This window comes from Curtobacterium sp. 320 (genome assembly GCF_031455235.1).
GTDB lineage: Bacteria > Actinomycetota > Actinomycetes > Actinomycetales > Microbacteriaceae > Curtobacterium.
In genome coordinates this window covers 101930-124150 of sequence record NZ_JAVDSI010000003.1, presented here as the reverse complement: position 1 = coordinate 124150, position 22221 = coordinate 101930, and the positions used below count along the sequence as shown (strand labels likewise).

Genomic DNA, 22221 nt, shown 5'->3' with positions numbered 1-22221 from the left:
GCCGTCCGGGCGGATGCCGGAACCATCGAATCCTAACGTGCCGAGGTGCCCCGCCCATTCCGCGTGACCTTGCCGCGGAGGACCTGCTCGCGCGCCGTGCTCGCACGCTCCTTGACACTCGTCGCGTAGACGTCGACGTACTCCTGGCGGCTCAGCCCGGCGAGCTCGTGCATGACCTCGTCGGTGACGCTGCGGAGGATGAAGCGGTCGGTCTCGAAGCCCTCGAAGCGGGAGAAGTCGAGGGGCTTGCCGAAGACGACGCCCACGCGCTTGAACTTCGGGAAGCGCTGCCCGATCTGCTGCACCTCGCGCGTGCCGACCATGGCGACCGGGACGACGGTGACGCGCCCCTCGAGGATCATGCGGGCGATGCCGGTCCGGCCCCGGTAGAGCTTGCCGTCCGGGCTGCGGGTGCCCTCGGGGTAGATGCCGAGCTGCTCACCCCGGGCGAGGACCTGCAGGCCGGTCCGGAGCGACGCCTCGGACGCCTTGCCGCCGGAGCGGTCGATGGGCAGCTGGCCGATGGCGTTGAAGAACGTCTTCGTCGCCCAGCCCTTGAGGCCGCGACCCGTGAAGTAGTCGCTCTTCGCCAGGAACGACAGCCGGCGGTCGAGCACCGCCGGCAGGATCACCGAGTCGATGAACGAGATGTGGTTGGACGCGAAGATCACCGGCCCCTTCGCGGGGACGTGCTCACGACCGACGACCCACGGCCGGAAGAGCGTGAGGATGAGCGGCCCGAGCAGGAAGTTCTTCAGCAGCCAGTAGGTCATCGTCGACTCCGAGACGGTGGGGTGGTGCGACCCTACGCCGTGCGGGCGTGGATCCGAGCGAGGTCGGCCGCGCCGACGACACCGGCGTCGTTGACGAGCTCGGCGATCACGAAGTCCGGCTCCGGGTGGTAGCCCCGGGCCGGCAGGTTGTTGAGGTAGGCCTGCTTGATCGGGTCGAGCAGCCGGTCCCCCGCGCTCGCGACGCCGCCGCCGAAGACGAAGAGCTGCGGGTCGAGCACGGCGGACAGCGAGGCGCAGGCCTCGCCGAGGTGCCGACCGAGCCGCCGCAGGGCCGCGAGGGCACCCGGGTCGTCGGCCAGGATCAGGTCGCCGACGATGTGCCCGTCGAGCTCGCCGCCGTTGGCCGCACGCGCGTCGGCGAGGGCGGAACCGATGCCGCCGGCGTCCGCGACGTCGTTCGCCATGCGCTGCAGGGCACGACCGGAGCCGTACTGCTCGATGCAGCCGCGGGCGCCGCAGCCGCACGGGAGGCCGTTCGGCACGATCCGGAGGTGGCCGATCTCGCCACCCGTGCCGAAGCCCCCGCGGAAGAGGCGGTCCTCGGTGACGATCGCACCGCCGACGCCGGTCCCGATCGTGAGCATGGTCATGTCGGACACGAGCCGACCGGCACCGAAGCGGAACTCCGCCCAGCCCGCCGCGTTGGCGTCGTTGTCGACGGTGATGTGCAGGTCACCGATGCGCTGCTGCAGCTTCTGGCGCAGCGGCTCGTTCCGCCACCGGATGTTCGGCGTGTAGTAGACGATCGACTGCGAGGCGTCGATGAAGCCCGGCGCGGCGACGCCGACCGCGCTGACCTCGTTCGCGGCGCGCAGTCGCGAGACCATCGCGACCACGTCGTCGAGCATGGCGTCCGGGTCCGCAGCGTTGGTGGCCACCCGGTCCTCGGCGACGATCTCGCCCAGCTCCGTGACGACCGCTCCCGCGATCTTGGTGCCCCCGATGTCGATTCCGATGGCGTGCACGAGGAACGAGCCTACCGGTTCCCTGCGTCCACACGGAACGCTCGACACCGCGCCCTATGCTGGCGGTGTCGCCTCGACGATGAGGCACACTCGAATCGAACCGGCCGACAAGGGAGTCACCGTGAACGATCAGCGGCACCCAACACCGATCACCGCACCCGACCACGGCTCGGCTGCCCGACTGCTCTCCGAGCGGGCGCGGGCGACACCGGACCGTCCGATCCTCGCCGAGCGCCGCGGCGACACCTGGAGCCCGATCAGCGCGGCCGACGTCGAACGTCGGGTCCGCGGGATCGCGAAGGGCTTCGTCGCCGCAGGCCTCGAGCCCGGCGCGCACGTGGCGATCCTGTCGCGCACCCGCCTCGAGTGGACGCTCGTCGACTTCGCCGTGTGGACCGCCGGCCTCGTGTCGATCCCGGTCTACGAGACCAGCTCCCCCGACCAGGTGCGCTGGATCCTCTCCGACTCCGAGGCCGTCGCGATCGTCGTCGAGCAGGAGGAGCACGCTCGCCGTGTCGCGTCGATCGCACCGGACCTGCCGCACCTCGGCCAGCACTGGACGATCGACGGCGGCGGGCTCGACGACCTCGTCCGCCTCGGCGAGGACGTCACCGACGCCGAGCTCGACGCCCGCACCGTCGACGTGCACGGCCACGACGACGCCACGATCATCTACACGTCGGGGACGACGGGCCGGCCGAAGGGCTGCGTGCTCCGGCACGACAACTTCACCGCGACCGTGGAGGGCGCGTCGGAGGCGATGCCCGAGGTCGTCGCCGACGACGCCTCGACGCTGCTGTTCATCCCGATGGCCCACGTCTTCGCCCGGTTCATCGCGGTGATGTCCGTCTCCGCGGGCGTCCTCGTCGGCCACGAGCCGGACACGAAGGACCTCATGCACGCGGTGTCGACGTTCAGGCCGTCGTTCCTGCTCGCCGTCCCGCGCGTGTTCGAGAAGATCTACAACTCCGCCGAGCAGAAGGCCGACCTCGGCGGCAAGGGGCGGATCTTCCGCGCCGCAGCGAAGACCGCGGTCGCGCACTCCGAGGCCCTCGCGAGCGGGAAGGTCCCGCTCGGACTCGCCCTCCGGTTCAAGCTCTTCGACCGGCTCGTCTACGCCAAGCTCCGCGACGCGATGGGCGGCCGCGTCCGCTACGCCGTGAGCGGATCGGCACCGCTCTCCCCGCGGCTGTCGCACTTCTTCCGGTCGATCGGGGTGCTCATCCTCGAGGGGTACGGCCTCACCGAGACGACCGCTCCCGCGACCGTGAACCGAGCCGGGGAGCTCCGGATCGGCAGTGTCGGCCGCGCGCTCCCGGGCGTCGAGATCCGGATCGCCGAGGACGACGAGATCCTCATCCGCGGCGTCGACGTCTTCGACCGCTACTGGCGGAACGACGAGGCCACCGCGAAGGCCCTCGTCGACGGCTGGTTCCGGACCGGCGACCTCGGCCGGCTCGACACCGACGGCGTCCTCACCGTGACCGGCCGCGCCAAGGAGCTCATCGTCACCGCCAGCGGCAAGAACGTCGCACCGGCACCGCTCGAGGACGGCATCCGCGAGCACCCGCTCATCGGACAGGTCGTCGTCGTCGGCGAGGGCAAGCCCTTCGTCGCCGCCCTCGTCACGCTCGACCGGGACATGCTCGCCGGCTGGTGCGAGACGCGCGGGATCACCCCGGCGCTCTCCGCGCACGAGGCCGCCTACGACGAGCGGGTCCACCAGGCCGTGCAGGAGGCGATCGACGCAGCCAACCAGCGCGTGTCACGTGCCGAGTCGGTCCGGTCGTTCACGGTGCTCGACACCGACCTCACCGAGGCGTCGGGGCACCTCACGCCGAAGCTGACGATCAAGCGCGCGGTCGTCCTGAAGGACTTCGCCGCCGACGTCGAGCACATCTACTCGGGGTCGAAGGTGCAGACCACCGCGACGCCCGTCGTCGAGGGTCGCCGCCGCCGGGGCTAGGTCCACGACGCGTGCCAGGAGGCGGGGGGGGGGGGGGGCGGGGGCGGGGCGCCCCCCCCCGGGGGGGCCCCCCCCCCCGGGGGGGGGCCCCCGGGGGGGGGGCGCCCCCCCCCCCCCCCCCCCCCCCCCCCCCCCCCCCCCCGGGGGGGGGGCGGGCCCCCCCCCCCCCGCCTCCTGTGCGTCACCCTGCGCGCGGGGCGCGACCCGTGGTCGCGTCCGCCCGCGCGCTCAGCGCTCCTGCGGTTGCTGCGGCTCCGGGGCGTCGAGGACGGCCGTCGAGGAGGTCGTGACCTGGACCTCGGTGGGGCGACGGTTGGTGCGGGTGCGGTGCGAGCTGAGCTCGTCGTTCTGTGCGGTCATGGGGATGTCCTGGGGGTGTGGGAAACGGTGTCGGTGGGAAGCCGACGGCGATACGGTACCTCTTCGTCAGGACAAAGGAACAATCCCGCGTTGGGGTGTCATGACGTCGTTCACGGAACGCGGACGGTCCGGCATCCGAGGTCGGTCTCGGGCATGCCCGAGCCGGCGCCGACGGCGGTCGTGCAGAGGGTGTGCGACCCGCTCGCCAGCGGGACCGCGAAGCGGTAGCCGGAGCCGACCGGCGCGTCCGGGTGCACCTTCCGGACGTCGTTCCGGGTGAGGCCGGTCGTGCCGGTCACGAGGACCCGCCCGGCCTCGGCGACGCGGATCGTCAGCGGCCGGGTCGTGTCCGGGTCGTAGGCCCAGCCCGCGACCGTGACCCCCGTCACGGTGGCCGCCGGTGCCTGGTCGTGCCCGCGCGGATCGTGGGCGCCCACCGGGGCCGCCGACATCCGGACGGGCGCCGCGGAGGTGCTCGTCGCGGTCGAGCCGTCCGGGTGCCGGAGCGTGACGGTCGCGTGGTAGCTGCCCGCCGGCAGTGAGCCGAGGACGAACGGCACGCTGTTCGCACCCTTCGTCACGGCCACGCCGTCCACCAGCACGCGCTTCGTCGTCGTGCCGTCGCGCGTCACGGTGACCTTCGCGGTCGTCCCGGCGGTCCAGGCGGCGTCGTGGAACCCGATTCGCGTCCACCCGTTGGCTGCCGGGTCCGCGCGGAGGTGGAACGACTTCAGGTGCCAGACGGCGGCGCCGCGGTCCTCGTTCGGGTCCCAGCGGAGGCTCGTGACGACCTGCTTCCAACCGGGGCTGCCCTTCGGCATCGTCTCGTCGAGGGGGTTCGTCGCCGCGAGGTCGATGCGGTTCTCGCCGGACTCGTTCGGGCCGACCGGGGTGGCGTTGGCGCCGGAGAAGGTCAGGACGTCGTTGCTGACCTGCAGGCCCTTCGCGCCGCGCACCGACCACACCAGGCGCGCCATCTTCCCGCCGCCGGGGGCGTTGCGGAGGTCGTAGGCGCCGTCGTACGACATCGACCAGGACAGCCAGTGGTACTGCTTGCCGTCGAAGGCCGACACCGGGAAGACGACCTCGGGGTCGCGCACGATCGGTCCGGCGTTCTGCGCGGTGAGGCCGACGGAGCTCCAGCTGCGGAACCGGGCGTTCTTCAGCGTGACGCCGCGTCCGGCGACGCCGTTCGTCAGGACCCAGGAGCGCCCGCGCTGGACGGCGGCGAGGTCCTTGCCCTGGTCGGGGTTCGGGCTGTCCACGACCGCGATCGGTCGGGCGACGACCCGGAAGGTGCCGTAGTCGCCCGCCGGCAGGGCGTCCTGCGGAGCGGAGCCGCCGTGGAGCCGGGTCCAGTCGATGCTGACCTTCCCGCTCGGGCTCTCGCCGGTGTGGACGACGATCGGCTGCACGCGGAGCAGCGTGGGCTTCGAACCGGTCCAGGGGACGTGCCCGCCCATGACGGACTTCCCGGTGAGGTCGACGTCCACGACGTGGTTCCCCTTCTCGACCTTCGCGGTCACGCCGCCCATGCAGCTGAGCGATCGTGCCGCGCAGGTGAACCAGCTGATCGCGATCTGCCGGCCGGCGTACGGCTGGTCCATCGAGACGGAGAGATGCGTGTAGCGCTTCGTGTCGATCGGGTGGAGGGCGCCGTCGCGGCCGTAGGGCAGCGTGCCGGGCATGGTCTCGACCGGGGAGAAGTAGGTGGAGCGCTCGAGGGTGCCGACCAGGTGGCCCTTGCTGATCGAGTAGCGGCCGTAGCCGACGCGGTCGGTGTTCTGGTCGGCGGTGTTGCTGTAGTCCCAGGGGTCGCCGAAGGTCTCGGTGGCGTAGTCCGGCGACTCGGTGTAGGTCGGCACGGTCGCGGCCGTGGCGGCTTCGGCCGGCGCGGTGGTGGCCGGGCCGACGGCGGTGGCCGCGGCGACGGCGAGGACGCCCAGGACGGCGACGACGGCGCGGCGGGCTGGTCCCTGTGTCATGGTGCTCCCCTGGTCGACGCGGCCACCGTACCCAGGAGTGCGCACGCACATCGCCCCCGAGTCAGGGTGCCGCCCGACCGAGGGTGGGCACTTCGGAGGACTAGTGGAACCAGTCCTGGGCGCGGATGTCGCGGAGCGCCTGGCGGCGGATCTCCGGGTCGAGCGTCATCACGTAGACGGTGCCGTCGAGGTGGTCCACCTCGTGCTGGAGCGCCTCGGCCATGAGCCCGGTGCCCTCGAGCACGACCTCGGCCCCGTCGACGTCGACGCCGCGGACCTTCGCGTACGGGTACCGGCGCGTGGGGTACGACAGGCCGGGGACGGAGAGGCAGCCCTCGTCCATGAGCTCCGGCTCCCCCGACACCTCGACGATCTCGGGGTTGAGCACGTAGCCGACCTCGCCGTCGACGTTGTACGAGAAGGCGCGCAGACCGACACCGATCTGGGGAGCGGCGACGCCGGCACGGCCGGGCTCCTTGACCGTGTCGACCAGGTCCTGCACGAGGTCGCGGATGCCCGCGCTGCCGAGGGCGTCTGGACGGATCGGGTCGGCCGGGGACCGGAGGACGGGGTCGCCGAACAGGCGGATGGGACGGACGGTCAATTTACTGCAGCACCACCAGGAGGTCGCCGGCGTCCACCTGCTGGGTCACCGGGATCGCGAGTCGGCCGACGGTCCCCGCGACGGGTGCCGTGATGGCCGCTTCCATCTTCATCGCCTCGATGCTCGCCACGGCCTGTCCGGCTTCGACGACGTCACCGACGGCGACCTTGAGCGTCACGACACCGGAGAACGGTGCCGCGACGTGCTTCGGGTCGGTCTTGTCCGCCTGCTCGGCGGCCTTGGTCTCGACCTCGATCGAGCGGTCGAGGACGTACACCGGGCGGAGCTGCCCGTTCATCGTCGCCATGACCGTGCGGACGCCGCGCGCGTCGGCCTCGCCGATCGCCTCGAGCCCGACGAACAGGTCCACGCCCTTGCCGAGCGGCACGACGTGCTCCTGCTCGGGGCGCAGGCCGTACAGGTAGTCGACGGTCGGCACGACGGACAGGTCGCCGTACTGCTCGCGGACGCGCTCGAACTGCTGCGTCGGCTGCGGGAAGAGCAGGCGGTTGAGGGCCTGTCGCCGTTCGGGGCCGGGGGTGTCCAGGTGTGCGCGCTCGGCGTCCGGCACCGGCGTGATCTCGAGCCGGACGTCGCGGCCCGCGAGGACCTTCGACCGGAAGGGCTCGGGCCAGCCACCGGGCAGGTCGCCGAGTTCGCCGGCCATGAAGCCGACGACGGAGTCCGGGATGTCGTACTTCTGCGGGTTCTGCTCGAAGTCGACCGGGTCGGCGTCCACCGCGGCCAGCTGCAGCGCGAGGTCCCCGACGACCTTCGACGACGGCGTGACCTTCGTGGGGCGGCCGAGGATCCGGTTCGCTTCGGCGTACCAGTCCTCGACCTGCTCGAAGCGGTCGCCGAGCCCGAGGGCGATGGCCTGCTGCCGGAGGTTCGACAGCTGACCGCCGGGGATCTCGTGCTTGTACACGCGGCCCGTCGGACCCGGCAGGCCCGACTCGAACGGCGCGTACGCACGCCGCACCTCTTCCCAGTACGGCTCGAGGTCGCCGACGGCGTCGAGGGAGAGCCCCGTGTCGCGCTCGGTGTGCGCCAGGGCGGCGACGAGCGCGGACATGCTCGGCTGGCTGGTCGTGCCGGCCATCGGCGCGGCGGCGACGTCCACCGCGTCGGCACCGGCACGGGCCGCGGCGAGGAGCGTCGCGAGCTGTCCGCCCGCGGTGTCGTGCGTGTGCACGTGCACCGGCTGGTCGAAGCGCTCGCGCAGGGCGGTGACGAGCTGCTCGGCCGCACCGGCGCGGAGCAGGCCGGCCATGTCCTTGATGCCGATGACGTGCGCACCGGCCTCGACCATCTGCTCCGCGAGGCGGAGGTAGTAGTCGAGCGTGTAGAGGTCCTCGGACGGGTCGAGGAGGTCGGCGGTGTAGCAGAGCGCCGCTTCGGCGACGGCCGTGTCGGTGGCGAGCACCGCCTCCAGGGCCGGACGCAACTGGCTGACGTCGTTGAGCGCGTCGAACACGCGGAACACGTCGACACCCGTCGCGGCCGCCTCGGCCACGAACGCGTCCGTCACCTCGGTCGGGTACGGCGTGTAGCCGACGGTGTTGCGTCCGCGGAGCAGCATCTGGATCGGGATGTTCGGCATCGCCTCGCGCAGCGAGGCGAGCCGCTCCCACGGGTCCTCGCCGAGGAAGCGGAGCGCCACGTCGTAGGTGGCACCGCCCCAGGCCTCGACGCTGAGCAGCTGCGGCGTGAGTCGGGCGACGTACGGGGCGACCGCGACGAGGTCCTTCGTGCGCACACGGGTCGCGAGGAGCGACTGGTGGGCGTCGCGCATCGTCGTCTCGGTGACGGCGAGCTCGGTCTGGCCGCGGAGCGCTTTCGCCCACTCGGCCGGACCCAGCAGGCGGAGGCGGTCGCGCTGCCCCTCGGGGACCGGGGCGCCGAGGTCGATCGTCGGCAGCTTCTCGCTCGGCTCGACGGTCTGCGGGCGACGCTCGCCGTTCGGCTTGTTCACCGTGACGTCGGCGAGCCAGTTCAGCACCTTCGTGCCGCGGTCCTTCGAGACGTGGCCGCCGAACAGCTGCGGGCGCTCCTCGATGAACTTCGTCGAGATGTCGCCGCGGTCGAAGTCGGGGTCCTCGAGCACGGCCTGCAGGAACGGGATGTTCGTGGAGACGCCCCGGATGCGGAACTCCGCGAGGGCGCGCTTCGCCCGGGCCACCGCCGCCGGGAAGTCCCGCCCGCGGCAGGTCATCTTCGCGAGCATTGAGTCGAAGTGCGGGCTGATCTGCGCGCCGGTGGCGACCGTGCCGCCGTCGAGGCGGACGCCCGCGCCGCCCGGGCTGCGGTAGGTCGTGATGCGACCGGTGTCCGGGCGGAAGCCCTGCGTCGGGTCCTCGGTGGTGATGCGTGTCTGCAGTGCTGCGCCGTGCACCCGGACGCTGTCCTGCGACAGGCCGAGGTCGCCGAGGGTCTGCCCGGCGGCGATGCGCATCTGCGACTGGACGAGGTCGACGTCCGTGACCTCTTCGGTGACGGTGTGCTCGACCTGGATGCGCGGGTTCATCTCGATGAAGACGTGCTGGCCCGCACGCTCGCCCTCGGTGTCGAGCAGGAACTCCACCGTGCCGGCGTTCACGTACCCGATCGACCGGGCGAAGGCGACGGCGTCGCGGTGCAGCGCCTGCGCGATCGCCGGGTCGAGGTTCGGCGCCGGTGCGATCTCGACGACCTTCTGGTTCCGGCGCTGGACCGAGCAGTCGCGCTCGAAGAGGTGGATCGTGCCGGCGTCGGTGCCGGTGGCGTCGGCGAGGATCTGCACCTCGATGTGGCGCGGGCGGATGACGGCCTGCTCCAGGAACATCGTCGGGTCGCCGAAGGCGCTGTCGGCCTCGCGCATCGCCTCTTCGAGGGCCGCACGCAGCTCGGGCTTCGTCTCCACCCGGCGCATGCCGCGGCCACCGCCACCGGCGACGGCCTTCGCGAACACCGGGAACCCGATGGCGTCCGCGCCGGCGAGGAGTTCCTCGATGTCGCGGCTCGCCGGGGTGCTCGCGAGGACCGGGACACCGGCCGCGACCGCGTGCTCCTTCGCGGTGACCTTGTTGCCCGCCATCTCGAGCACGTGCTCGCCCGGGCCGATGAACGTGATGCCCGCGGCGGCGGCAGCGGCGGCGAGCTCCGGGTTCTCGGACAGGAAGCCGTAGCCCGGGTAGATCGCGTCGGCACCCGACTCGCGTGCGACACGCACGATCTCGGAGACGTCCAGGTAGGCACGGACGGGATGTCCGCGCTCCCCGATCAGGTAGGCCTCGTCCGCCTTGAGGCGGTGCAGGGAGTTGCGGTCCTCGTACGGGTAGACGGCGACGGTCTTCGCCCCCAGCTCGTACGCGGCCCGGAAGGCACGGATGGCGATCTCGCCACGATTGGCGACCAGGATCTTGCTGAACACGAGGTCCCTTTCAGCCCGGGTTGAGGTGAGACAACCCTACTGGCGGTAACGTTGCTCACCGTGCATGTACTCAGCGTGAGCTCCCTCAAGGGTGGTGTCGGCAAGACGACGGTGACGCTCGGCCTGACTTCGGCCGCGTTCGCCAAGGGACTGCGCACGCTGGTGGTGGATCTCGACCCGCAGTCGGACGTCTCGACCGGCCTCGACATCAACATCTCCGGCCACCTCAACGTGGCGGACGTGCTCGAGAACCCGAAGGAGAAGATCGTCCGTCAGGCGATCGCCCCCTCGGGGTGGACGAAGGGCTCCCAGGGCAAGATCGACGTCATGGTCGGATCGCCCTCGGCCATCAACTTCGACGGGCCGCACCCGTCCATCCGCGACATCTGGAAGCTCGAAGAGGCCCTCGCCAACGTCGAGCAGGACTACGACCTCGTCCTCATCGACTGCGCGCCGTCGCTGAACGCCCTCACCCGCACCGCCTGGGCAGCGTCCGACCGCGTGACCGTCGTCACCGAGCCCGGACTCTTCTCGGTGGCCGCTGCCGACCGGGCCCTCCGCGCGATCGAGGAGATCCGTCGCGGGCTCTCCCCCCGCCTGCAGCCGCTCGGCATCATCGTGAACCGTGCCCGCGTGCAGTCGCTCGAGCACCAGTTCCGCATCAAGGAGCTCCGCGACATGTTCGGCCCGCTCGTGCTCTCGCCGCAGCTGCCCGAGCGGACCTCGCTGCAGCAGGCGCAGGGTGCGGCGAAGCCCCTGCACGTGTGGCCGGGTGAGTCGGCGCAGGAGATGGCGAAGAACTTCGACCAGCTGCTCGAGCGCATCATGCGCACGGGCAAGATCGGCCCATACGCCGAGGGCGGCGCGGCCTAGGGCGCGTCGCGCCCGCTGGCGTGGGGCGTGGGCCCGCTAGGCTTCGCCGAGGTCGCGCAACACGCCGCTCGCGTTCGCCGAGGTCGCGCGAAACGCCGCCGGGAGCTGGCCCGAACGGCAGAACGTGCGACCTCGCCTCCGGCATGGCGCGCACGACATCGACCGGGAGGCGCGCCTCGCCTCCGTCGCACCGCCGCCGGGCAACACGCTCGGGTTCACCCCGCGAGGTCGCTCGACATGCGGCTCGCGTTCGCCGAGGTCGCACGAACGGCCGCCTGGAACGGGCTCGCACGGCAGATCGTGCGACCTCGTGGTCGGGGCGGTGTGGCACCCGGGGAGGCTCGCTCGCGGTCGCACGACGCCCGACGCGCGCCGCGCGCCGAGGTCGCACGACACGCCACGGCGTCCGTGCCGAGGTCGCACAACGTGTCGCACGGAATGGGCGCGAGCGGCAGAACGTGCGACCTCGCGACTCAAGCGCACACGGACACGGGCCCGGACCCGGGCAGGCCCCGGCCGCGCGGGACTAGGACGCGCGGGAAGCCCGGCGGGCGGCGAGCTCGTCGTCGGGGTCGGCCGCCGGCGTCGCGTCGAGCTCGACCAGCGAGGACTCGACCTCGCGCAGGACCTTGCCCACTGCGATGCCGAACACGCCCTGACCCCGCGAGACCAGGTCGATGACCTCGTCGTCGGAGGTGCACAGGTACACCGAGGCACCGTCCGACATGAGCGTCGTCTGCGCCAGGTCCGAGACGCCGGACTCGCGCAGCTGGTTCACGGCGGTGCGGATCTGCTGGAGGGAGATGCCCGTGTCGAGCAGGCGCTTCACGAGCTTGAGCACGAGGATGTCGCGGAAGCCGTACAGCCGCTGCGACCCGGAGCCCGCGGCCCCGCGGATCGTCGGCTCGACGAGCTCGGTGCGGGCCCAGTAGTCGAGCTGGCGGTAGGAGATGCCGGCAGCACGGGCAGCGACGGTACCGCGGTACCCGTTCTGCTCGTCGTGCTCGGGCAGGCCGTCGGTGAAGAGCAGCCCGAGGTCGTACCGGGTCATCTCCGACTCGGTGCCGGGGGTGTCGTTCCCACTCATCAGGCTGCCTTCCACGACGATCGAGCTCCCAACTGAACGTTCAATGACGGGTTGAGAGTTGTTCCGAGGTCCACGGTAGCGACTCGGACCGCTCCGGCGCGGGACATCCGACTCGGCGCGTCCGGCGTGTCGAGGATACGCCCCACCCACCGACGCGCACCAGCGGTCGACGAGGGACGAGCCACGACGCGCGTCATGCGTCGAGACGCCCGATCGCCGTGCGGATGAGGTTCGACCGGATCACCTCGAGGTGGCCGGCGATCTCGCGCGCGAGCTCGGTCGCCTTCGCCCGGGACGTGGCGTCACCGCGGCGGGACACCGGCATGAGCGCGGACTCGATGAGCCCGACCTCGCGCTCGGCGACGCTGCGCATCGTGCGGAGGTGCCGCGGTTCGATCCCGGTGCGCTGGAGTTCGACGAGGGCCTTGAGCACCGAGACCCCGTCGTCGCCGTACGTGTCGGCGGCGGGCAGCAGCGACGCCGAGACCGCGTCGGCGAGGAGCATCGGCGAGGCACCGGCAGCCCGGACCGTCTCGTCGCGGGTGTAGCGCCGCTCACGCCCGAGGATGGACGGCTTCGGCGCGTCGCCGCCCCCGGGGAGGACCGGTTCACGCCCGGCGTCGAGGTCGGCCAGGTAGTCCTTGATGACCTTGAGCGGGAGGTAGTGGTCGCGCTGCAGCCCGAGGACGACCCGGAGCCGCTCGACGTCGGCCGCAGAGAACTTCCGGTAGCCGCTCGCGGTACGGATCGGGGTGACCAGCTCGCGCTCTTCGAGGAACCGGAGCTTCGAGCTCGACAGGTCCGGGAACTCCGGCTTGAGGCGTGCGAGGACCTGCCCGATCGTGAGCAGGTCCGGGACCGCGGACCCCGCCCGGGCCGCGGCGGACCGTGCGGCCACTACGCGGTCGCCAGGCGCGCCAGGTCGACCCGGGAGGCGTAGAAGGTCAGGCGGAACTTGCCGACCTGCACTTCGGACCCGTCGGTGAGGAGTGCTTCGTCGATGCGGACGCCGTCGAAGTACGTGCCGTTGAGCGACCCGTTGTCCTTCACGCTGAAGCTCGTGCCGTGGCGGAGGAACTGGGCGTGCTTGCGCGACACGGTGACGTCGTCGAGGAAGATGTCGGCGTCGGGGTGGCGCCCCGCCGTGGTGACGTCCGAGTCGAGGAGGAACCGAGCACCGACGTTCGGCCCGCGACGGACCACGAGCAGCGCCGACCCGGAGGGCAGCGCGTTGATCGCTTCACGTTCTTCGGCGGACACACCGGACTCGGCAGTGAGCGCCGCCCCCATGTCCATGCTGAAGGTCAGTGTGGTGTCGACCAGCCGCTGCTCAGGGGTCTTTTGACCGTCCGGCTGCGGGACCACTGGTTCTGGCATCGTGGACCTCCTCCTCTTGGCGCACCAGCGTATCGGAAACGAGCGGCCGAACGGGAGCCCCGAACGGGGCTCGGGACAACTCGGCAGAACGCGTACAGCGAACGTACCGGGAACACGGATGCGTCACCGCCCGCGCGCGAGCAGCCACAGCAGGTAGGGCGCCCCGATGACCCCCGTCACCACACCGACCGGCAGCGCGTTCCCCGGGATCGCGAACTGCGCGATGAGGTCGCTCGCCAGCGTGATCGCGGCACCGACGGCGGCGGTCGACCCGAGGGCGACCCGTCCACCCCCGACGAGCCTCCGGGCGATGGGGGCCGCCATCAGCGCGACGAACGACACCGGTCCCGCGGTGGCCACGGCGGCGGCGGTCAGGCACACGGCGGTCAGCAGGAGCAGCACCTTCGCGCGGTTCGGCCGGAGCCCGAGCGCCGAGGCCACCTCGTCGCCGAGGGTCAGCACGGTGAGCCGCGAGGACTGCAGGAGGGCGAGCGCCGTGAACACCACGAAGACGACGGCGAGGACCCCGACGAGGTTCCGGTCGACGGCGTTCAGGCTGCCGGAGAGCCAGAGCAGCGCGGTGCCGGCCTGGGTGACCGTGCCGCTCGTGAGCATCCACCCGGTGATGCTCAGGCAGATCGCCGCGACGCCGATGCCCACGAGGACGACCCGGTTGCCGGTGATCCCCCGGCGCCACGCGAGTCCGGCGATGACGAGGGAGACGAGGACGGCACCGACGAGCACGACCGAGAACAGGGTCCCGCCGCTCGCGCCGAACAGGACGATGGCGGTCAGGCCCGAGGCGCTCGCACCCGAGGTGATGCCGATGACGTCCGGACTCGCGATGGGGTTCCGGACGACGCTCTGCACGATGCCCCCGGCCACGCCGAGCGACGCCCCCACGAGGATCGCCCCGGCGACCCGTGGGCCACGGAGCTGCCCGATCACGAAGTCCGAGACGGTGTCGCCGTGCCCGACGAGCGCGCTCGCGACCTGCACGGGTGAGAGCGGGATCTCGCCGACGCCGAGCCCGACGAGCACGAGGGCGACGAGCAGGACGAGGACGGCGCCGAGCACGAGCCACTCGCGGCGCACGGCCGTCACAGGCCCTTCACCGCCCGCGACCGCACGAGCCAGATGAACACCGGCGCGCCGATGAGTGCCGTGACGATGCCGACCTGCAGCTCCCCCGGGTACGCCACGACGCGGCCGACCACGTCGGCGACGAGCAGCAGCGCCGGCGCGACGATGGCCGACAGCAGGATCGTCCACCGGTGGTCCGGCCCGCTCAACCGACGGACGGCGTGCGGCACGGCGAGCCCGATGAACGCGATCGGCCCGGCCGCCGCGACGGCCGACCCGGCGAGGAGCACGGTGACGACTCCCCCGACGGCGCGCACGAGCACGACACGCTGCCCGAGCGACGCGGCGAGCTCGTCACCGAGCGCGAGCGTGTTGAGCGACCGGCCGAGGGCGAAGGCGATGACGAGTCCGACGAGCACCGGGACCGTGATCACCCCGGCGGTGCCGAGGTCCTTGCCGGCCAGCGCTCCGACCTGCCAGAAGCGTAGCTGGTCGAGGAGGCTCTGGCTCGTCACGAGCACCGCCGTGGTGATCGAGGACAGTGCGGCGGCGACGACGGCCCCGGACAAGGCGAGTCCGACGGGCGACAACCCCCGACGGGCCACGGCGGCGATGCCGTACACGAGGAGCGCGGCGAGGGCGGCACCGAGGAAGGCGAACGGCAGGTAGGCAGCGGTGCCGCTGACGCCGAACAGCGCGATCCCGGCGACGACCGCGAGCGCGGCCCCCGAGTTGATGCCGAGGACGCTCGGATCGGCGAGCGGGTTCCGGGTGACGCCCTGCATGACGGCGCCGGCGACCCCGAGCGCGGACCCGGCGAGGAGTCCGACGACGGTGCGGGGCACGCGGTTGCCGAGCACGATCAGGCCGATCTCGTCGTTCCGTCCGGGGTGCAGGACGGTGTCGAGCACGGTGCCGAGCGGGATCGGACGGGAGCCGAAGGCCACCGAGAGCGCCACCGCCACGACGAGGACGACCACCGCCAGCACGGTGGCGCCGACGAGGCGGGACACGGAGCTGGGCGCAGGAGGGGTGGGCGACGGCGAACGCATGGGAAGTAAGGCAACCCTAACGGACGACGTCGTACGGCGACCCCCGAGCAAGCCGTGAGCAGCCGCAGGGTCCGTTCATAGGTTCGTCATGGGAACCGGGCCTGTACTCGTACCCATCGACGCCCGACCGGGCAGCCGAGGGACGACCGGAGAGCACTGATGAACGAGACCCCGAACCCCGCCGCCGACGAGAACGGCACCGCCCGCACCGACGCCGCGCAGCCGCAGGCCGGGGCGACGTGGGAGGCACCGCACGCCGACCCGTCGACCCTCCGCTCGGCCTACGCGTTCGACGGCAGCGGCCCGTTCCTCTACGGGCCCGACGGCTCCGGCCCCTACGGCTACACCCCGGACGGCCGCGGCCCGTTCCTGATCGGCAGCCCGTCGCTCCCCGGGTTCCAGCACGGCTGGGTGCACGGCGCCGCCGCAGCCAACCACGGCACGAAGCGGCCCCGGCGACTGGGCTTGATGATCGGCTCCGGCATCGCGGCCCTGGCGATCGTCGGTGCGGCGGGCGGGACCGCGCTCGGACTGTCCTCGCAGCACACGACCACGACCTCGAGCCAGTCGCAGGGCACGACGCTGCCGGACACCGGATCGGGTTCCGGCACCGGCTCCGACGGCAGCGGCACGAACGGCTTCACGGTGCCGGGCGACGGCGCCGGCAGCGGGTCGAGCGACGGCGGCAGCGGCACGAGCACCGAGTCCGCGGCGACGGCGGCGACGAGCGCCCAGAAGAAGGGCGTCGTGACGATCAACACCGTCCTCAACTACGACGAGTCGTCGCAGGCGGCCGGCACGGGCATGATCCTCACCTCGGACGGCACGATCCTCACGAACAACCACGTCATCCAGGGCGCGACGAGCATCACGGTCACCGACGAGACGACCGGCAAGGAGTACAAGGCGGACGTCGTCGGGACGGACGCCACCCACGACGTCGCGGTCCTCAAGCTCGAGGGCGCGTCGGGCCTGTCCACGGTGACGCTCGACGACGACGGCGAGCCGAGCACCGGCGACACCGTGACCGACGTCGGCAACGCCGAGGGCACCGGCAACCTCGTCGCCGCCGAGGGCACCGTGACCGCGACCGACCAGGACATCCAGGTGCAGAGCGAGTCGGGCACGGGCACCGAATCGCTGCAGGGACTCATCGAGGTCGCGGCGGACATCGTCTCGGGCGACTCGGGCGGTCCGGTGCTCGACAGCGAGGGCGAGGTCGTCGGCATGGCCACCGCGGCGTCCTCGGGCACGGCGGACGTCACCGGGTACGCGATCCCGATCACCACGGCGAAGTCGATCGCGGACAAGATCCTCGCGGGCGAGTCGTCGTCGACGATCACCATCGGACTGCCGGCGTTCCTCGGGGTCGAGGTCAGCGGGACGGCCTCGACGGGCGGCGTCGCGGTCGCCGGCACGGTCGAGGGCTCCGGCGCCGCGTCGGCCGGTCTCGCCGCCGGCGACACGATCACGAGCATCGACGGCACGGCCGTGGCGACCTCGGACGCGCTGACCTCGGCGATCCAGTCGCACTCGGTCGGGGACAAGGTGACGGTCGGGTACACCGACAGCACCGGTGCCGCGAAGACCGTCACGGTCACCCTGACCGCCGGCCCCGCCGCGTAGCGGGGAGGACGGGAACGGAGCGCGGAAAGCGGCTCAGCCCAGCAGCGCCCGCACCACCGACCGGTACACGTTCGCCGGGGAGTCCGTCGTGAAGACGGTCTCCCCGGCTTCCGTGCGTCCGCCGCGCGCGAAGCCCTGCCCCGCCGCGTGCACGACGACGATCGGGTTCGGCTTGCCGGGCCGCCGCAGCGACGACACCGTCCACGGAGCCGCCCAGAAGCGCGCGAGCCGCGGGTCCGCCTCGGCGATCGCCGTCGGCAGGTCGGGGGCGGCGTCCGCCCCGGAGGTCCGACGCCCGAGCAGGTCTGCCCGGAGCGACCCCGTGCGGAACGGGAAGGTCCATGCCGGACCGATGCCGAGCCTCCCGGCCACGAGCGCGACCACGCGCTCGACCGGCAGCTGGGCGATCACCGCGCCCGTCTCGTCCGTCCCGTCCACGACGGTCTCCGACCAGGCCTGGAGGCGCGTGGTGCGCCCGTCGGGCAGCCGCTGTTCCAGGGTGACGGGCTGGGCATCGCCCTCCCACGGCGCGAGGAGCGCCTGCGTCGACTCGGGCAGGGTGCCGAGCCGGCCGACCAGGCCGGACTCGATGAGCTCGCGTCCGGCGGGCGTGCGGAGGAGCGTGGGGTTCCAGCGACGGCCGGCGAGCGAGCGCAGGGTGGCGAGGGCCTCGGAGCCGAGGTGGGTGCCCTCGAGGTCGGCGGCCGGTGCGGGCTCGGGCAGTGCCTCGAGGTCGCGCTGCACCCGCGACGGCGCGGGTTCGGTGGCGCGGACGCTGTCGAGGACGGCGAACACGAGGTCGTCGGTGGCGAGCATCCGGGCGAGGGGCCGCTCGATGGTGAGGTCGACGCGGTGCCGCCCGGTGACGAAGAGCAGGTGCGCTCCGGCGACGTCGCCGCCCTCGTCGGGCCGGACGTACTCGACGAGGCGCGCCGGCGCTCCCGCGGTCGTCCACGGGTCCGAGCCGATGAGTCGGAGCCCCTCGACCGAACCGGGGAGGCGTTCGAGCAGACTCGTGTGCTCCTCGGCTACGGTCCGGTCGCTCGGACGGGATCGGACGGTGAGCACGACGTCGTCGCCGGTGACGCGCAGGTCCGCCTGGGCCGAGTCCTCACGGCGCCACGCGTCGGGGCGGCGGAGGGTCAGGCGGGCGGTGCGGTCCTCGGTGCCGAGTGGGACGGGGACGGCCATGGCACGAGGCTACGTCGGGGCCGGTGCGGGGGCCGTGGCGGCTCGCCGGGCGCGCGCGCTTCCGGTGCGCGCGAGGTCGGACCGGCGGACTCAGGGGCGGCGCGGGCGTGGTGGGGGCGGCGGCGGGACCGGCTTCGCGGCGACGACGTCGGCGAGCGCCACCTCGACCGGGCCCCGGCGGGTGTCGATCGTCACGGACGACGAGGTCCGGGCGACGAGGACCCCGAGCGCGTCCTGCGCTCCCCCGCCGTGGTGCGCCCGCACGACCAGGCGGTCCCCGACCGCGGCGTCCCGGAGGACCCCGAGCGCGAGTGCCCGGGCGATCGCGTCCTGCCCGGTGCCCTCCACACCCCCAGCGTAGGGCGCGCCTAGAGTGTGGGGATGGCCAAGGCGCGCGTGGACAGCTGGATCTGGGCGGTGCGGATCACGAAGACCCGCTCCGCCGCGACCGCCGCGTGCAAGGCCGGCCACGTCCGGGTCAACGGGGAGCGTGCGAAGCCCGCGCAGCCGATCGGCCCCGGGGACGAGGTCCGGGTCCGGCAGAACGGGTTCGACCGGATCGTCGTCGTCACGGGGATCATCCTCAAGCGGACGAGCGCGCCCGAGGCCGCGAAGCACTTCGAGGACAAGACCCCGCCGCGGCTCCCCAAGGAGGAGGCCGGCTTCGTCCCGATGCGCGACCGCGGTGCCGGACGTCCGAGCAAGCGGGAGCGTCGCGACCTCGAGAAGCTCCGCGGCTACTGACCCCGCCGCCCCGGCATCAGACGAAGCGGACGGTCTGCTGCAGGCGGTCGCGGACCTCGAACACGTCGACGCTCCCCTCGGGCGACCACACGCCGCCCAGCACCTGGCCGAGCGCACTGCGCCGGACGACGAGCGCCGTGGGCTTCCGGGGGGAGCCGACGACCTGCACGTCCTCGTCCACCGCGGAGTCCGGCACGACGAGCAGCCGGCCGGTGAACCGCACCCGGGTCTGCTTCTGCACGGCGCGGGCGGCCCGGACGAGCTCCTTCACGGGGCGCTCCCCTGGAGCCAGGGTCTCCCCCGTGATCTCGCCGTGCTCGACGCGGACCGGGGCACCCCAGTCGATCGACTCGACGGCCCACAGGCCGCTCGGGGTGAGGACCGCGTGGTCGAGCTTGCCCTCGGCCCCCGCGTCGAGGTCGTGCCAGACCGTCACGCCGATGCCCATCTCGGAGACGATCGACGCGGTCGCCTCCTCGGCGAGCGCCTCGGCCAGCAGCCGTCGGATGTGCCGGGGAGCGGAGCGGATGAGCGTGGGGTCGTAGGGGTCCTCGATGGGGTCCCCGAGGCCGACCCACTCGCGCTCGGCCTGCAGGAACACCTCGCGCGATCGCCCGCCGGGGTGTCCGTGGGACCGGGCCCGCGGACGTGCGTCGCGACGCGCTGCCGGGGGTGCGTAGGCGTCGCGGCCGGTGTCGTGCCTCCAGGCGGAGGAACCGGACGGGCCGGACGCGCTCTGCTGGCTGCCGCGTTGGGATCCCGCGTCGTAGGCGCGGCGCGCGGCGGGGGTGCCGATGCGTTCCCAGGCGATCTGCACCTGGCGGAAGCGGCGGGCGTCGCCGCCGAGGTCGGGGTGGGACTCGCGGGCGGCGCGGCGGTAGGCGCGGCGGAGTTCGTCGTCGTCGGCGGTCGCTCGGACGCCGAGGACTTCGTACGGGGTGGCGTCGGCCGGGCTGTCGGTCATGGCCCTGCGACATTACCCGAGGGAGCGTCGGAGTCCGCCGCGTGGCTGCTGGGTGCTGCCTGGGCCCACGCCGCCGGTTCCGGGGCGACGCGCCAGCGGCGGACCGGCCGTGCCGGTGGGGAGAGGCGCGGGTCGGGTCCGGTACGTGAGCACCGGGTCTCCGACACCGCACCTGTCGATCGACCGGTGCGGTGTCGGAGACGGCGTGCGGGACCGGGATGGTCAGGCGAGGGCGAAGGCGACGGGGGCCGCGAGGAACGATCCGTACCGGTCGGCGGCGGCCTCGAGGGCGCGGACCGCACCGGCGTCGAGCGGCTCGAAGGGCGTGACGGCGACCCGGACGTCGCGGGTGCGCTCGGTGCGGCTCCAGGTCCCGACGACCCGACCCCGCACGACGGCCATCGGCAGGAACATGCCGTTGGCGCCGGGGACGACCCGGTCGGCGTGCACGGGGTCGAGCTGGACGGAGCGGTCGGCGTACCCGAGGAGGTACTCGTCGAACCCGGGCAGGAGGTGCCCGGTCGGCACACCCCCGGGGTCGGGTCGGTCGGCGAGGGCGAGGAGTCCGTCGCCGAGGTCCTCCACGGCGTCGCCGGCCACTGATCGGGCACGCCGGACGTCGCCGAGCGGCAACTTCGTCCACGAGGCGGTGTCGGCCTCGGTCACCGGGCCCCTCCCGCGCAGGTGACCGATCAACACCCGCCGCAGGGCCTCGTCGCGGTCGGGCAGGTCGGCCGCCGCAGGTGCCCACTCGTCGAGGAGCACGAGCCCCTGGCCGACGCGGGCGGTGGGCCCCCAGGCGACCATCCCCTCGAGCGCGAGGCGGAGCAGCACGTGGTACCCCAGCCCTCGCGTCGGGTCGATGCCGGCGCCTCGGTAGACGTCGAAGAGGTCGTCGCGCACGAGCGACCGACCGCCGGACAGTGCGTCGGCCGTGGCGTCCCGGGCGGTGCGGAGGACGTCGTCGTCGATGCCGAGCTCGGTCGCACGCCGGGCGATGGAGCGGATCGTCCGATCGGCGGTGAGGGAGAGCAGCAGTCGGAGGTCGTCGGGGCGCATCGCGTGGAGGGTGCCGCGCATCGGCCACGAACGGACGACCTCGCCGCGGTCGAACGCGGCGCGGACGTCGTCGCGCGTGGACCCGGGAGCACGGACGCCGATGGCCCAGGTGACCTGCCCGAGGTCCTGCCCCTGGACGGCGAGCATGCGTTCCACCACCGCGGTCGGCCCGAGCCCGGGCACGGCGATCCCCTGGGCCGCGAGGCGCATCGCGCGCAGCTGGGCCGGTGTGGTCGTCATGGCACCAGCATCGCCGTCGCGGTCAGGCGACGGCTGCGGTGATCTCGTCGGCGTGCTGCTCGATGTACGCCACGTCGGCCCGGTAGAGGTCGGCGTGCCCGTGCTGCAGGTCGCTGACGAACTTCGGGTTCCCGGCCGCGGCCTCGGTCTCCATGGTCGTGACCAACGCGACGAGGGAGCCGAGGATCGTCTCGGCGAGGACCTCGCGCGACCGGGCGTCCAGCTCGTAGGCGCGGCAGAACTCGGCGGCGCGGTCGAGCCGTTCGTCGAGCGACGGCGCGGTCGACCCCTCGACGACGCCGGTGGTGAACGGCGCGAACCGGTACACGGCACTGGCCACGTCCCAGACCCGTGGCCCGGGGTGCGCGGTGTCGAAGTCGATGAGCCCGACCGCGGCGATGCCGTCGTAGACGCAGTTGTACGGTGCGAAGTCGCCGTGCACGATCGTCTCGGCGGGGTACCGCTCCGCCTGGGACCAGACGTCGCGGTCGTCGTCGCGCGTGAAGGTGGCGGCGGCGTCGTGGTAGTGCCGCAGCAGCCGGGCGGTCGTGACGAGGGCGGCCTCGCTCGCGACGTCCGCCGTCCACGGGTACTCCCCCGCTTCGCCGGGGACGAACGAGACGGTCTCGAGCGTGTGCCCGAGCTCGATCGGTTCCGGTGCTGCGACGAACCCCTGTTCGTGCAGGTGGGCGAGCAGCCGGTGCACGGTCGGCGTCCACGGCCCTGCCGGGCGGTGCACGCGATCGTCGGCCCTGGTGATCCGCTCCATCGGAACCTCCTGTTGTACGTCTCCGTTGACGTGGTGGCCCAGCGTATCCGCCCGTGCGCCACGGTGTCGC

General features: G+C 72.8%; 20 protein-coding genes. 4 read left to right on the top strand and 16 right to left on the bottom strand.

The features are described from left to right. Nucleotides 1-32 precede the first annotated feature (32 nt). Together J2X60_RS06055 and J2X60_RS06050 are read right to left on the bottom strand one after the other, a co-directional pair. On the bottom strand, nucleotides 33-773 hold the full coding sequence (locus tag J2X60_RS06055; protein WP_070418642.1) for a 1-acyl-sn-glycerol-3-phosphate acyltransferase: 741 nt from the start codon (nucleotides 771-773) through the stop codon (nucleotides 33-35). Nucleotides 774-805: 32 nt separating this feature from the next. Continuing rightward, nucleotides 806-1759 (bottom strand): ROK family glucokinase, encoded by a 954-nt coding sequence (locus J2X60_RS06050; protein ID WP_070418641.1) that lies wholly within the window; start codon nucleotides 1757-1759, stop codon nucleotides 806-808. 79 nt (nucleotides 1760-1838) lie between these two features. On the opposite strand from J2X60_RS06050, the gene J2X60_RS06045 reads away from it, so the two are divergent. Next, nucleotides 1839-3725, top strand: coding sequence for an AMP-dependent synthetase/ligase (locus J2X60_RS06045; protein WP_396127779.1), 1887 nt, complete (start codon nucleotides 1839-1841; stop codon nucleotides 3723-3725). Nucleotides 3726-3953: 228 nt separating this feature from the next. Here J2X60_RS06045 and J2X60_RS06040 read toward each other — a convergent pair whose 3' ends face one another. The 4 genes from J2X60_RS06040 to J2X60_RS06025 all read right to left on the bottom strand — a co-directional run bounded on the left by J2X60_RS06040 (nucleotide 3954) and on the right by J2X60_RS06025 (nucleotide 10086). Then, a complete protein-coding gene (locus J2X60_RS06040; RefSeq protein WP_309886813.1) occupies nucleotides 3954-4085 on the bottom strand; it encodes a hypothetical protein in 132 nt (43 codons plus the stop codon). A 110-nt stretch (nucleotides 4086-4195) separates the two neighbouring features. Continuing rightward, entirely contained in the window at nucleotides 4196-6070 is a 1875-nt protein-coding gene (locus J2X60_RS06035; RefSeq protein WP_309886812.1) for a hypothetical protein, read from the bottom strand. A 100-nt stretch (nucleotides 6071-6170) separates the two neighbouring features. Further along, entirely contained in the window at nucleotides 6171-6674 is a 504-nt protein-coding gene (locus J2X60_RS06030; protein ID WP_070418638.1) for a peptide deformylase, read from the bottom strand. Nucleotide 6675: 1 nt separating this feature from the next. Then, nucleotides 6676-10086, bottom strand: coding sequence for a pyruvate carboxylase (locus J2X60_RS06025; protein WP_309886811.1), 3411 nt, complete (start codon nucleotides 10084-10086; stop codon nucleotides 6676-6678). A gap of 60 nt (nucleotides 10087-10146) precedes the next feature. On the opposite strand from J2X60_RS06025, the gene J2X60_RS06020 reads away from it, so the two are divergent. Next, the gene (locus tag J2X60_RS06020; RefSeq protein WP_070418636.1) at nucleotides 10147-10959 is read left to right on the top strand and encodes a ParA family protein; all 813 of its coding nucleotides are present in this window, start codon (nucleotides 10147-10149) and stop codon (nucleotides 10957-10959) included. Between the two features lie 526 nt (nucleotides 10960-11485). On the opposite strand, the gene J2X60_RS06015 is transcribed toward J2X60_RS06020, so the two are convergent. The 5 genes from J2X60_RS06015 to J2X60_RS05995 form a co-directional block, all read right to left on the bottom strand. After that, nucleotides 11486-12046 carry a MerR family transcriptional regulator gene (locus J2X60_RS06015; RefSeq protein ID WP_070418635.1) on the bottom strand — a complete coding sequence of 187 codons (561 nt, stop codon included), beginning with the start codon at nucleotides 12044-12046 and terminating at the stop codon, nucleotides 11486-11488. 193 nt (nucleotides 12047-12239) lie between these two features. Further along, a complete protein-coding gene (locus J2X60_RS06010) occupies nucleotides 12240-12944 on the bottom strand; it encodes a MerR family transcriptional regulator (RefSeq protein ID WP_071301860.1) in 705 nt (234 codons plus the stop codon). Then, nucleotides 12944-13423: an FHA domain-containing protein gene (locus J2X60_RS06005; protein ID WP_071294956.1), complete on the bottom strand. Its 480-nt coding sequence runs from the start codon at nucleotides 13421-13423 to the stop codon at nucleotides 12944-12946. The genes J2X60_RS06010 and J2X60_RS06005 overlap by 1 nt, the downstream gene beginning before the upstream one ends. A 123-nt stretch (nucleotides 13424-13546) precedes the next feature. Beyond that, on the bottom strand, nucleotides 13547-14527 hold the full coding sequence (locus J2X60_RS06000) for an iron chelate uptake ABC transporter family permease subunit (RefSeq protein ID WP_309886810.1): 981 nt from the start codon (nucleotides 14525-14527) through the stop codon (nucleotides 13547-13549). Beyond that, the gene (locus J2X60_RS05995; RefSeq protein WP_309886809.1) at nucleotides 14524-15519 is read right to left on the bottom strand and encodes an iron chelate uptake ABC transporter family permease subunit; all 996 of its coding nucleotides are present in this window, start codon (nucleotides 15517-15519) and stop codon (nucleotides 14524-14526) included. The genes J2X60_RS06000 and J2X60_RS05995 overlap by 4 nt, the downstream gene beginning before the upstream one ends. A 198-nt stretch (nucleotides 15520-15717) precedes the next feature. On the opposite strand from J2X60_RS05995, the gene J2X60_RS05990 reads away from it, so the two are divergent. Beyond that, on the top strand, nucleotides 15718-17184 hold the full coding sequence (locus J2X60_RS05990) for a trypsin-like peptidase domain-containing protein (RefSeq protein ID WP_309886808.1): 1467 nt from the start codon (nucleotides 15718-15720) through the stop codon (nucleotides 17182-17184). A 33-nt stretch (nucleotides 17185-17217) separates the two neighbouring features. Here the strand turns inward: J2X60_RS05990 and J2X60_RS05985 are convergent, their stop codons facing one another. Next, the gene (locus J2X60_RS05985; protein WP_309886807.1) at nucleotides 17218-18375 is read right to left on the bottom strand and encodes a hypothetical protein; all 1158 of its coding nucleotides are present in this window, start codon (nucleotides 18373-18375) and stop codon (nucleotides 17218-17220) included. 90 nt (nucleotides 18376-18465) lie between these two features. Next, nucleotides 18466-18723 carry a hypothetical protein gene (locus tag J2X60_RS05980; RefSeq protein WP_309886806.1) on the bottom strand — a complete coding sequence of 86 codons (258 nt, stop codon included), beginning with the start codon at nucleotides 18721-18723 and terminating at the stop codon, nucleotides 18466-18468. Between the two features lie 33 nt (nucleotides 18724-18756). On the opposite strand from J2X60_RS05980, the gene J2X60_RS05975 reads away from it, so the two are divergent. Next, a complete protein-coding gene (locus tag J2X60_RS05975) occupies nucleotides 18757-19119 on the top strand; it encodes an RNA-binding S4 domain-containing protein (protein WP_070418630.1) in 363 nt (120 codons plus the stop codon). Between the two features lie 16 nt (nucleotides 19120-19135). Here J2X60_RS05975 and J2X60_RS05970 read toward each other — a convergent pair whose 3' ends face one another. The 3 genes from J2X60_RS05970 to J2X60_RS05960 all read right to left on the bottom strand — a co-directional run bounded on the left by J2X60_RS05970 (nucleotide 19136) and on the right by J2X60_RS05960 (nucleotide 22151). Beyond that, on the bottom strand, nucleotides 19136-20083 hold the full coding sequence (locus J2X60_RS05970) for a DnaJ domain-containing protein (RefSeq protein WP_309886805.1): 948 nt from the start codon (nucleotides 20081-20083) through the stop codon (nucleotides 19136-19138). A 222-nt stretch (nucleotides 20084-20305) separates the two neighbouring features. Then, nucleotides 20306-21382, bottom strand: coding sequence for a winged helix DNA-binding domain-containing protein (locus tag J2X60_RS05965; protein ID WP_309886804.1), 1077 nt, complete (start codon nucleotides 21380-21382; stop codon nucleotides 20306-20308). Between the two features lie 22 nt (nucleotides 21383-21404). Then, nucleotides 21405-22151 (bottom strand): phosphotransferase enzyme family protein, encoded by a 747-nt coding sequence (locus J2X60_RS05960; RefSeq protein ID WP_070418627.1) that lies wholly within the window; start codon nucleotides 22149-22151, stop codon nucleotides 21405-21407. Nucleotides 22152-22221: the final 70 nt, after the last annotated feature.